The sequence below is a fragment of the Streptococcus sp. zg-86 genome (assembly GCF_017639855.1).
In the GTDB taxonomy this organism is placed as follows: domain Bacteria; phylum Bacillota; class Bacilli; order Lactobacillales; family Streptococcaceae; genus Streptococcus; species Streptococcus zhangguiae.
The window spans coordinates 1,333,958-1,346,583 of record NZ_CP072115.1 but is presented as its reverse complement, the minus strand read 5'-3'; the positions used below and the strand labels follow the sequence as shown (position 1 = coordinate 1,346,583).

Here is a 12,626-nt window from a genome sequence, read left to right as displayed (position 1 = left end):
TATATACCGAAAATAAAAATAGAAGAGGTATGTGAAATGTCACGTAAACCAATTATCGCAGGAAACTGGAAAATGAACAAAACTGCTGCGGAAGCTCGTCAATTTATCGAGGCGGTAAAATTGAATATTCCGTCAAACGAACGTATCGATACTGTTATCGGAGCGCCAGCCTTGTTCCTTGAAGGTATGAAAAAAGGTGTTCGTAACTCTGAATTGCAAGTTGCAGCACAAAACTGCTACTTTGAAGATTTTGGTGCCTTTACTGGGGAAACTAGCCCTGCAGCCCTTGCAGCTCTTGAAGTAGACTATGTTATCATCGGTCACTCAGAACGCCGTGATTACTTCCATGAAACAGATGAAGATATCAACAAAAAAGCACATGCTATTTTCAAAAATGGTATGACACCAATCATCTGTTGTGGTGAATCCCTTGAAACGTACGAAGCTGGTCAAGCAGTAGAATTTGTTGGTGCACAAGTATCAGCAGCATTGAAAGGATTGACTGCTGAGCAAGTTGCTTCCTTGGTGCTTGCTTATGAGCCAATCTGGGCAATCGGTACTGGTAAATCAGCAACTCAAGATGATGCACAAAAAATGTGTAAAGCTGTTCGTGATGTGGTTGCAGCAGATTTTGGTCAAGAAGTAGCGGATAAAGTTCGCGTTCAATATGGTGGTTCTGTAAAACCAGAAAACATTGCAGAATACATGGCTTGTCCTGATGTGGACGGTGCACTTGTAGGGGGAGCTTCACTCGAAGCTGACAGTTTCCTTGCTTTGCTTAATTTCTAAAAACTAAGATAAGAGAGTATAAGAACCTGTATTCACAGCTCAGCAACTCTATTCAGGGCTTATTTTTCACTATTCATCGTTGCTTTTTTTCGAAATACAGTCAGTATTCCTTCAAAAAAACCGCCTTGATTATCGTAAAATAAGGTTCCGATTAGAATTACTTTGCTTATGAATACAGGTTCTAAAAACTTCTACCGTTTCGCTAGAAGTTTTTATTCTAAATCCAAATAGGAGAAAAAATGAAGTTTAAAACGCTTGTTTGTTTATCTGGAGTTCTGCTTTCCTGTTGGGCTCTTCCTGTTGCAGCTGATCAGTTGATAGCAGAACCAAAACAATTGACCGTAGTCAATCAAGCCACCCTAGGAGCAACCGTTCAAGTGGTAGAAGAAGAAGGGCGTGTAAAAGCTGTCCTATCCGCTCTACCAGAAGGATTTGGTCAACCAAGTGCAACCTTGTGGTCTAAGGAAGATAAAAGTGATCAAGTGACGGTTTCAGCCTTTGAAAAAGATGCCAATGGCAACTATGTAGCGGTATTACAACGAGATCAGTTTGGTGCCGAGGTTAAAAATTTTTATTTGCAAGTAGTGCTGATCGATGCTACGGGAGCTTCTCAAGCCTTAAATCCGTATCCATTCCAATGGTCATCGACTCAAGAACAGCCTAAAGAGGCTGAAGCAGAGAAAAAAGAGGCTGATAATCGAGCTGCAAGTAATGATAATTCTGTTTATCGCTTATACCACCCTGGCTTACGGGTTCATTTGTACACCAAAGATGCTAATGAATATAAGGTACTCGGTACACGTGGTTGGAAGCAAGAAGGAGAAGCTTGGAAAATCGCTAGTCAGCAAGGTGAAGTTGTTTACCGTCTATATCACCCAGACTTACGCATCCATCTGTATACCAAAGATACTAATGAATACCAAGTTCTCGGCACACGTGGTTGGAAACAAGAAGGAGAAGCCTACCGTTCTTATGGAAATCTCCCAATCTACCGCTTGTATCATCCTGGTTTAAAACATCACTTGTATACCAAGGATGCGAATGAGTATAAGGTCTTGGGCACACGTGGTTGGAAGCAAGAAGGTGTAGCCTTTTATGGTCTTGGTCAAGCAGAAGTTGTAGAGCCAGCTAAACCAGTTGCACTAACGGGTAGCCTTAGTCTGACACCAGCTACAAATGGGACTTTAGATGTCAGCCTTACAAATGTACCTGCGACTGATCAACTCAAGGAAGTTCGTGCTGCTGTTTGGTCAGACCATAATGGTCAAGATGACTTGAAATGGTATCCTTTGGTTAAACAAGCAGACGGCAGTTATCGTTTGACCGTTGATTACAAGAACCACAAGCAGAATATTGGAGCTTATCAAGTTCATATTTACTATGCCCTTACAGATGGCAAAACAGTTGGTATTACAACTGGGAAGACAACTCTTCCACCGGTTGGTTTGGCTGGAAAGATTTCGATTGAAGGAAAAAATAATCAGATTGGTACCTTTGATGTAGTGGTCAGCGATGTCACCAGTCCAAATGGAATCGATTCTGTCCTTGTTCCAGTTTGGTCAGAGAAGAATGGCCAGGATGATATCCAGTGGTATACAGCAACTAAACAACCAAATGGGACGTATCGAGTGAGAGTATCAGCTAGCAATCACCATTATGATGTCGGTAAATACCAAGCTCATTTGTATCTAAAACAAAAAAATGGGCAAATGGTAGGTGTAGCATCTACAGTAACAGATGTTTCGATTACACAGGTAAACCCTAGGGGAACTATTAAAATTCAAAATGTGAACAATACATATGGTTTGTTCGATGTTATTATCTCAGATGTGTTTGCTCCTAAGGGAGTAGATCAAATTCCTGTATCCGTTTGGGGATCGCCAAATGGTCAAAATGACCTTCAATGGTATGATGCCGTAAAACAACCAGATGGTACTTATCGTGTGACGGTTCGTCTATCCCGTCATCAGTACGAAACTGGAACCTATACAGCACATCTGTATATTGTCAGTGATAAGCAGCGATATGATCTAGGAACAGCAACGACAAGAGCCTACTATAGCCGTAAGGCAGATAAGGCTTTTGTGGATGTAAGTAGTCACAATGGCTCCTTGTCTGTGGCAGATTACCGGAGCTTATTGGATAAGGGAATTTCTGGTGTTGTCGTGAAATTGACAGAGGGAACAAATTATCAAAATCCATACGCTAAAGAGCAGATTCAAAATGCCAAGGCTGCTGGATTAAAAGTATCTGTTTACCATTATTCTCACTTTACTGACTCTCAAACGGCAAAGGAAGAGGCGCAGTATTTCACGCAGTTTGCAGCACAATTAGGCTTACCGAAAACAACTGTGATGGTCAATGATATTGAGGAACACAAAACCCGTACCAATATCAATGCCAATATGAAGTCTTGGGAAGCAGAGATGCGCCACTTGGGCTATAATAATTTGGTTCACTATGCAGGTGCAAGTTGGATTGATGTCAATGATTTAGGTCGTCCTGGTCCGATTGAAACAGGTCAGTTTGGTATCGGTAATTTCTGGGTAGCACAATACCCATATCGTACTATGTCATTTGAACAAGCAAAAGAAATGGGCTTACATGCCGGTGCAGCAGCTTGGCAATATACCTCTGCTGGTCAGTTGATCCCTGGTCGTCACCTGTTTGATGTCAACATTGACTATACAGGTCGGTTTACGGATTAAAAAGGATAATCATTTATTTTCTTGTTCATTAGCTAAAGAAAAGTAAAAGAGTATTAAAAAGCAGTTGAGACGTTTTTCTCAACTGCGTTTTGTATTCTTCACAAGAACCAAGTGACAGTCAATCCTTGAAGCTAGAGAATGAAAAATAAAAAAGTGAGAACAGTCGTTTTCTAGCAAGTGACGACTGTTCTCACTTTTTATCTGCCTATGATTTTTTTTAGTAGGCGTAGGACCTTTGCCTTAAATGGCTGTGGATAGTAACGGAAGGTACCCATTCGACGAACGATATGCCCATTGAAATTTTGTTTGAAACGTAGGACACCATCTGATCCATCAAAGATGCCGTCGATGCCAAGGAAATTATAGGAGGTGATGTCTCGCTTGATACTTTCTTTCATGACATATTCCTGTAAAAGAGCTGGGGCGTAAAATTTGTTAAATTCTGGATAAGAGCCACTAAAGAGGTAAGTTGTTTCTTGTGGCGTATAGAGAAAGAGACTAGCTGCTAATAGTTGATCTGTATTACCATATTTTTCGAGAAATACCTGAGTTTCCTGTTTTCGAACGTAGAAGGTTTCGGACTGGCTAGATAATTCTCGCAGCTGATTTTGTTGTTTTATCGTAGTTGGACGTTGTTCCAGTTTTTCGATTTTTTTAAGCAATTGCTGATGCTCTTCATCAATTGCTGTGATATAGTCTTGAAAATTTAGTGTAGCCACCATGAATTCTGCATTATGGCCAAAACTATCATATAAATGTTGATAATAATCCAAGGACTTATCCCTATATTCACGCCGTTCGGAGGTTGCAGTGGTCAGTTTCTTAAAAACAGGTAATTCATCTCGTTTTAATTTACGAATCTTGATACCAAACGTGTTGGCTTTTTTAACCAAGGGTTTTCCTTTTTTACTGAAGGAGTTAAGTAGTGATTCTTCTGTCAATCCTTCTAAGCTTTTTACATAGTGCCAATTAGGCTCTCCCCCAGGATAGCCAGTTTGTAGTCCATCAAATTGGTAACCGATATCTGTCAGCGTCGCAATCATGTCCTTGTGTTCGGGAGTTGTTGGTTGTCCGTTATTATCAAAACTTTGGTAAATTTCATAAGGTTTGACAAGGAGCTCTAAAGCTCCTTTTTCCTTTGCATAGCCCTGTAAAGCCCTGTAAAAAGGTTGGAGATAGCTTGAATCGGTACTCACTGGACCTGAGTTAATCTCCATGTGGAGGCCTCCTGTCATAGGAAGGCTATAAAGGACAGCAGATACTTGGATATTGCCTTTTTCATCTATATAACCGATATACTCAACCTCAGCCCCTCTTTTTTGTAACAGATGAGCCATTTCAGGAGTTTGCATAAAAGATCGCTGTGTTGCACGATTGGCATGTGCAATAAATTCTTCTTCAGTAATACGGGTAAGCGTCATGGGATCCTTTCTAAGAATGTTTGGTTCGCATTTTTTTACGAAGTTTGTAGGCAAAGTTAAAGAGACTATAGAACGGTGAGGTAGGTAGATTAAATTCTCCGATTAATTCTTCAACAGTTGGTAAGAATTGAATTTTAAATTTATATAATCCACCATCAAGTGTATTTTCAAGTCCACCCATATTTTGAGAACGATAGCCTCTCTTGAAAAGATAGTCAACAGTTTCATACCAAACTAGGACAGACCCTTGGTATTGGCCATATTCCGTATCTGTTCCAGCGTACAAATTATCTGAGACTTGCCCGCACTGCAGATTTAGAGTCCCTGCTATTGGAATAGAATCTGGACAATTTTCCTTTTCATACTTATCTTGTAGCCAGACAAATTCCTCAGTTAACCGTTCCTGTGCCTTGCTATTTTCTAAACGTTTGGCTTCCTTGGTTTTCTCCGTAAATTTTGTTTCAGCATCTTTCAGTTTTGCCAGTTCTTCTTGAATGGCAGTTAAGCGATCTGCAATGTGAAAACGGGCAACAGCGATAAAAGAATGTTTAGGATAAGTGTCTATCAGTTTTTGGTAATAATCAGCACTTCTTAGGTTAATCTGTTTCCGGTCTTCAGTCTTTTTCATCACCCGAGCAAATTCTTCTACTAATTCGTTGCCGCCTATCACAATTTCAACATTTTTTTGCCGCGCTGTCTTGATTTTTCGTTTCATTGTTTTTGACAGTCTATCAAAATGGAACTGATTAGCATAGATATTCGCTTGATAACGTGGTTGAATGTTTGCTGCTAAATCAGTGGTTAATCCAGTCCAATCTGCTCCTGCCTCTTGAAGGTTTTGAATGATGTTTAGAGCAGATAGGTTTGGTGTTTTGTCTGCTTGGTCAGAATGAATGCAGTAGATGATAGCAGGGTCAAACTTAACAAATAATGCTTTTGATTTTTTCCCCAACTCTTTTAATGTTTTGACGATGTAGTGGAGTAAATCTGTATTTTCATAATCAAAAATAGGTCCGCGCGGAATATAAAAAATCGTAAATCCTAGGGGAAGTGTTTGAATTAGTATGGTAGCTACACCAACAATCTCATCATCTTTGTAGAAGGCTACACGTTGCGATTGCCAATTATCCTTAATCTTCGCCCAAGAGCTACTTTGCAGAAGGTTAGCTTGAGGCTGAGACTGTACAAATTCGTCATGTACTTCAGCTGGGATATTCAATTTATAGCTGTACATTACTTGAGTACCCACTTTCTAATTGCATAGGCAACACCAGATTCATCATTTGATTTGGTAATATGGGTTGCGATTTTTTTCAGTTCAGGACTGCCGTTTTCCATCACGACAGCAACTCCAGCAGCTTCTAGCATAGAGCGGTCATTTTCTTGATCCCCAATAGCCATCGTTTGCTCCATGCTTAAGCCCAATAAAGCACTGAGCTGTCGAATAGCTTCCCCTTTATTGACGGTTTTAGGGGTTACTTCCAAGTAGAAGGGAGCAGATTTTGCGACAGTAAATCGTTGGGTTATGGATGTTGGAATTTGAGGGATAGCAGCATCTAGCTTTTCAGCCTCATCCACCATCATCAGTTTGATAATCTCTTTCGTTTCCATTTCGTCAGGAGTTCGATAAAAGACGGGGGCATCGACGAGTTGAGATTCATAGAGGGTGTATTTTCCGATGTTTCGATTGGCTGTGAAAATTCCTTCCTTGGTACTAGCATGCATAGGAAGTTTTAAGGTACGTGCTAGGTATTCCAATTCAAGATAGTCAGCATAGCTCAAGCCTTCTTTAAAAACATCATTTCCTGTTGCTGTTTCTTGAACGAGTCCACCGTTAAAGGTGATGACATAGTCGCCCTCGTCTAATAGGTTTAATTCAGTTAAAATCCGCTTGACACCAGAAATTGGTCGTCCAGTTGCAATAACGATTTTTACACCTGCTTTTTTAGCATCTTGAATTGCTTGGTAGACTTCTGGTGTGATTTCATGCTGGCTATTTAGTAAAGTACCATCAATATCAATGGCTACAAGTTTAATACTCATCGTGTTCTCCATAACTAAATTGATCATTGTGTATATAGCTCAGAAAAGTAGCACTTTGTTGGGCAAAGATGCCTGTTTCTTGGAGCATTTCTTTTGGGAAATAGAAGCGACTATCACCATGTACGGTCCCCGCTAGTGAGTGAACAATGGGTGAGAGTTGAGATAATTCAATCAGGCTTCCGTCTTTACGGAGTATCTCAATCTGCGTTCGTTTTTTCTTGGCATTTGGTCGATAAATATCATAGGGTAAATCAAAATTATGATGAATGGCTGTGTAGTAGCTTGGTTCAAAGCCTACTTCGTTGACAATTGCTTCTAAGATATAGAGGTGTGCTTCTGTTTTAGTATCAACGGTGATGGATTTGAAAACCTTGCGATTGATATAGCGCTGAGCCAAGTCAGATAAAATCTTATCTGGACCATCAATCCAAGATTGGAAATAGGTATTCATAACACCATCATCTAGGGCAAGATAGTCTTCTAGCGCATAGGATTGCTCAAAGAAAGGAATCAAACGTGGCGAAGAGCTTTCAAAGAAAGTCTGTAAATCTTGATAGAGGACTTTGGCACGTTTTAGAAGGTTTTGCAACAAGACCTCCATGGAACGGCTGGCAGGGTGGAAATAGACCTGCATATACATCTGATAGCGGCTGAGAACATAATCTTCGACCGCATGCATACCCGATTCTTTAAAAGCAATACCATTTTCTGTCGGCCTGATGACCCGTAAGATTCGTGTTAAATCAAATTGGCCATAGTTGGTTCCTGTAAAATAGGAATCACGTAGCAGATAGTCCATTCGATCTACATCGATTTGACTCGAAATCAGCTGAACAACTTGCTTATTGGGATACGTATGGCGGATAACACTTGCTACCTTTTCAGGGAAATCAGGTGCAATCTGACGCAGTAAGCCATTAATTTCTGTGCCACTATTCGTGATAATCTGGCACGTCATTTCTTCGTGATCTGTATCAAATAAGCGCTCGAAAGTATGGGAGTAAGCGCCGTGGCCTACATCATGTAATAGGGCCGCAACCATGGTCAGAAGTGAATCATTCCTGTCCCAAACCTGCGCATATTTTTGTTCAAAGGTTGAGACAATTTGACGTGCAATTTCATAGGCTCCTAGACAATGCGAAAAGCGGCTGTGTTCACCACCATGAAAGGTATAGGAAGTTGTTCCTAGTTGCTTAATGCGACGTAGCCGTTGAAATTCTTTGGTATTGATTAAATGATAGATCAACTCGTTATCTACATGAATGTAGTTATGGACAGGATCACGAAATACTTTTTCACTCATTCTTCTATTATATCAAAAAAACGGTAATTGTGCTTTTGTGAACTATTTGCTGATTCAAGGTCGAAAGCTATTTACGAAAGTGGCTTTTCATATTATAATAAGAATATGACAGAAGAGATGATTTTACATTTGATACAAGCCCTTTTGGTAGGGCTGATTTTATGGATAGCTTGGACAATTTTGTCCTATGCCAAAGAGCACAAGGTTAACCTTGGGGAGCGGTTTTGGACAGGTTTTGGAATTGGTTTTATCACTGATTTGCTCGATACGCTAGGAATTGGGACTTTTGCAACGACTACTACACTATTTAAAGCAACTAAGCTAGTACAAGATGATCGAAAGATTCCTGCCACCATGACCACGGCTCATATCATACCAGTCTTGGTTGAAGCGCTCCTGTTTATTACCATCGTTGAGGTCGATTTGCTGACCTTGGTTGCCATGGCGACGGCAGCTTTTACAGGCGCATTTGTGGGCGCGCGCGTGACGCAGCATTGGAATACGCAGAAGGTGCAGCGGATTTTAGGGATTTTGCTCGTCATTGCGGCTTTCTTTATGGTCTATCGCATGGTGACCAATCCTGGAGCTGATTTGACCACAGATGTCCGTGGTTTATCAGGCTGGAAATTAGTCCTTGGCATCGCTTTTGACTTTATCGTTGGGATGCTGATGAGCATGGGCTTGGGAAATTATGCACCAGAATTGATTTTCTTTTCTCTGATGGGAATTAGCCCAGCGATTGCGCTGCCCGTTATGATGTTAAATGCAGCTATGATTATGACAGCCGGAGCCAAGCAATTTATTGAATCTGGTCGGGTCAACTGGCCAGGTGTATCAGGCATTATCATTGGCGGAGTTTGTGGTGTGCTGACAGCTGCGAAATTCTTGAGTAGCTTGGATGTCAATAATTTGAAAATTCTTGTGGTCTTTATTGCTTCTTATACGGGATTATCCTTGTTGCGTTCGTCAGTTGTATCACAAGTGAAGGAGAAGAAATGAAGATAGGCATTCACAATGAAATTGATTTGGATGGCCAGCTAGAAGTCATTGAACAGGTGTACGAGGCAGAAGTAGTCGAAAAAGGAGATTTTCTCTACCTGACTTACCAAAATGAGGAAAAAGAGCGCGTGGTCTTAAAAATAAATCAGCAAGAATGCACCATGACCCGCTTTTCAACTCCTAAATCTGTCATGCAGTTTATCAGTAATGAGACAAGTGTGACGCAGATTGCCACTCCAGTCGGTATGCAAATCCTCAATGTGGTGACAGACTTCTACCAGAAAGAAGAAAAACAGGTAACCATTCGCTATGCCTTGCGCATTCCACAAACAGGTCAAGACTTGGCTCGCTATAAACTTTGTATACAGTGGTCGTTATCATAAGAAAAGAAAAATCTTCTTGCCAAAATGTTTCATTTTTGCTATAATAGTCAGCATATCAAGGGAGTAGCTGACGGAAGTATCCGTTACAAGGTCGTCAATCCGAAAGAAATTTCCGGCCTTGTATGAAATAGCGAGACTTGTTTGAATAAAACAAGTCTCTTTTTGTGTTTTCAAAAAGGGACGAAAAGGAGAAAAACATGTCAACAGAACAAAAGCGCCAAGCTTTTTACACCCAAGATTCAGATGCTGTTTTGCGTGAGCTAGAGACAAGTGAGCGAGGCTTAACAACGAGTGAAGCAAGCAAGCGTTTGGAGCAATATGGACGAAATGAACTAGCAGAAGGTGAGAAACGCTCCCTTTTAGCGAAATTCCTAGATCAATTCAAAGATCTCATGATTATTATCTTGCTACTTGCAGCGATTCTATCGGTTGTAACATCAGGTGGTGAAGATATTGCAGATGCGATTATCATTCTTGCTGTTGTCATTATCAATGCAATCTTTGGTGTCTATCAAGAAGGGAAAGCTGAAGAAGCAATCGACGCTCTGAAATCCATGTCTAGTCCCTCTGCCCATGTTTTACGGGATGGTCATGTAACAGAAATTGACTCAAAAGAATTGGTTCCAGGAGATATTGTTAGCCTTGAAGCGGGAGATGTCGTACCAGCTGATATGCGCTTATTGGAAGCAAATTCCTTAAAAATCGAAGAAGCTGCTTTGACTGGAGAATCCGTACCGGTTGAAAAAGATGTCCGTATGACAGTCGCAGAAGATGCCGGAATTGGTGACCGTGTCAATATGGCCTTCCAAAATTCCAATGTCACCTATGGTCGTGGACTTGGTGTGGTTGTGAATACGGGGATGTTCACTGAGGTTGGCCATATCGCAGGTATGCTTCAAGAAGCTGATGAGACAGATACACCACTCAAACAAAACTTGAACAATCTGTCTAAGGTTTTGACCTATGTGATTTTGGTCATTGCAGCAATTACCTTTGCTGTAGCCGTCTTTATTCGTGGTGAACATCCATTAACTGGTCTTTTGACCTCAGTTGCTCTTGCAGTTGCAGCCATTCCAGAAGGTTTGCCAGCTATTGTAACCATTGTCCTATCACTTGGCACACAAGTCCTTGCAAAGCGCAATTCGATTGTTCGGAAATTACCAGCGGTCGAAACACTTGGCTCAACAGAAATTATTGCGTCTGATAAGACGGGGACTCTTACCATGAACAAGATGACTGTTGAAAAAGTTTATTACAATGGTCAATTAGTTGATGCCAAAGAAACCATTGAAGCAGGACTAGATTTACCATTACTGGGTGCGGTTGTTCTGGCAAATGATACGAAGATTGATGCAGACGGTAAACTGATTGGTGATCCAACAGAAACTGCTTTTATCCAATATGCACTGGACAAGGACTATGATGTAAAAGCATTCTTAACGCAATATCCACGTGTTGCTGAGTTACCATTTGACTCAGATCGGAAACTCATGTCGACGATTCATCCGTTACCAGACGGGAAATTCTTCGTTGCAGTCAAAGGGGCGCCAGACCAGCTCTTACACCGTTCAAGCAGGGTAGATATGGCAGGAACGGTTAGTCCATTAACAGATGAAGTAGCCACAGCTATTAAGGTGAACAATTCTGAAATGGCGCATCAAGCGCTTCGTGTTCTTGCAGGTGCTTATAAGATTATTGATAGCATTCCAGAAGAATTGACAACTGAAACACTTGAAACGGACTTGATCTTTACAGGTTTGATTGGTATGATTGACCCAGAACGTGCAGAAGCTGCAGAAGCTGTGCGTGTGGCAAAAGAAGCTGGTATTCGCCCAATCATGATTACAGGTGACCACCAAGATACAGCAGAAGCAATTGCAAAACGCCTTGGTATTATTGACGAACAAGATGCAGAAAACCATGTCTTGACAGGGGCTGAATTGAACAACTTGTCAGATGAAGAATTCGAAAAAGTGGTTGGTCAATACTCTGTTTATGCACGAGTTTCTCCTGAACATAAAGTACGTATCGTGAAAGCATGGCAGAACCAAGGAAAAGTTGTTGCCATGACAGGAGACGGTGTGAACGATGCGCCAGCTCTAAAAACAGCTGATATCGGTATCGGTATGGGAATTACAGGTACGGAAGTATCAAAAGGTGCCTCTGATATGGTCCTTGCAGATGATAACTTTGCAACCATTATCGTAGCCGTTGAAGAAGGACGGAAAGTCTTCTCTAATATCCAAAAAACCATTCAATACCTTCTTTCAGCCAATACGGCAGAAGTTCTGACCATTTTCCTTGCAACCCTCTTTGGTTGGGATGTGCTTCAGCCAGTTCATCTTTTGTGGATTAACTTGGTAACGGATACCTTCCCAGCGATTGCGCTTGGGGTCGAGCCAGCTGAACCAGGTGTCATGAGCCATAAACCTCGTGGACGCAAGTCAAGCTTCTTCTCAGGTGGTGTCATGAGCTCTATTATTTATCAAGGGATTTTACAAGGTGCCTTGGTTCTTGCGGTCTATGGTTATGCGATTGCAAATCCAGTCCATGTTGGTGATATGGAAGCCATTCATGCTGATGCGCTGACAATGGCCTTTGCAACCCTTGGCTTGATTCAGCTCTTCCATGCCTACAATGTGAAGTCTGTTTACCAATCCATCTTGACAGTTGGACCATTCAAGTCGAAGACCTTTAACTGGTCCATTCTTGTTTCCTTTATTCTCTTGGCAGCAACCATTGTTATTGAGCCATTAGAAGCTATTTTCCACGTGACTCATCTTGACTTGACACAATGGGGTGTCGTCCTTATCGGAAGTTTCTCTATGATTATCATTGTAGAAATTGTTAAGTTCGTTCAACGGAAATTAGGTTTGGATAAGAACGCTATTTAGAAATGAGAGAATAGAAGCTGGGCAGAAAGTCTAGCTTCTATTTTTACAGTTAGTATAGGGGATTGAGAAAGGAATAGGACAAGGCA

General features: G+C 41.2%; 9 protein-coding genes. 5 read left to right on the top strand and 4 right to left on the bottom strand.

All coding sequences use genetic code 11. The features are described from left to right. The first annotated feature begins 36 nt into the window (after positions 1 to 36). Entirely contained in the window at positions 37 to 789 is a 753-nt protein-coding gene (tpiA, locus tag J5M87_RS06445) for a triose-phosphate isomerase (protein WP_154608809.1), read from the top strand. A gap of 239 nt (positions 790 to 1,028) precedes the next feature. After that, a complete protein-coding gene (locus J5M87_RS06440; RefSeq protein ID WP_154608810.1) occupies positions 1,029 to 3,497 on the top strand; it encodes a GBS Bsp-like repeat-containing protein in 2,469 nt (822 codons plus the stop codon). Between the two features lie 197 nt (positions 3,498 to 3,694). Here J5M87_RS06440 and J5M87_RS06435 read toward each other — a convergent pair whose 3' ends face one another. From J5M87_RS06435 to J5M87_RS06420, 4 genes are read right to left on the bottom strand one after another with little or no spacing between them, the layout of a single operon-like run. Beyond that, on the bottom strand, positions 3,695 to 4,918 hold the full coding sequence (locus J5M87_RS06435) for an aminoacyltransferase (protein ID WP_154608811.1): 1,224 nt from the start codon (positions 4,916 to 4,918) through the stop codon (positions 3,695 to 3,697). A 10-nt stretch (positions 4,919 to 4,928) separates the two neighbouring features. Further along, positions 4,929 to 6,152, bottom strand: coding sequence for a peptidoglycan bridge formation glycyltransferase FemA/FemB family protein (locus J5M87_RS06430; protein WP_154608812.1), 1,224 nt, complete (start codon positions 6,150 to 6,152; stop codon positions 4,929 to 4,931). Continuing rightward, positions 6,152 to 6,961, bottom strand: a complete 810-nt coding sequence (yidA, locus tag J5M87_RS06425) for a sugar-phosphatase (RefSeq protein ID WP_154608813.1) — start codon at positions 6,959 to 6,961, stop codon at positions 6,152 to 6,154. The genes J5M87_RS06430 and yidA overlap by 1 nt, the downstream gene beginning before the upstream one ends. Further along, the gene (locus tag J5M87_RS06420; RefSeq protein WP_154608814.1) at positions 6,951 to 8,264 is read right to left on the bottom strand and encodes an HD domain-containing protein; all 1,314 of its coding nucleotides are present in this window, start codon (positions 8,262 to 8,264) and stop codon (positions 6,951 to 6,953) included. The genes yidA and J5M87_RS06420 overlap by 11 nt, the downstream gene beginning before the upstream one ends. 105 nt (positions 8,265 to 8,369) lie before the next feature. Here J5M87_RS06420 and J5M87_RS06415 point away from each other — a divergent pair, with 105 nt between their 5' ends. The 3 genes from J5M87_RS06415 to J5M87_RS06405 all read left to right on the top strand — a co-directional run bounded on the left by J5M87_RS06415 (position 8,370) and on the right by J5M87_RS06405 (position 12,540). Then, a complete protein-coding gene (locus J5M87_RS06415) occupies positions 8,370 to 9,263 on the top strand; it encodes a sulfite exporter TauE/SafE family protein (protein ID WP_154608815.1) in 894 nt (297 codons plus the stop codon). Then, a complete protein-coding gene (locus J5M87_RS06410) occupies positions 9,260 to 9,646 on the top strand; it encodes a DUF1934 domain-containing protein (protein WP_154608816.1) in 387 nt (128 codons plus the stop codon). Before J5M87_RS06415 ends, J5M87_RS06410 begins: the two co-directional genes overlap by 4 nt. A 197-nt stretch (positions 9,647 to 9,843) precedes the next feature. Then, positions 9,844 to 12,540: a cation-translocating P-type ATPase gene (locus J5M87_RS06405; protein WP_154608817.1), complete on the top strand. Its 2,697-nt coding sequence runs from the start codon at positions 9,844 to 9,846 to the stop codon at positions 12,538 to 12,540. Positions 12,541 to 12,626: the final 86 nt, after the last annotated feature.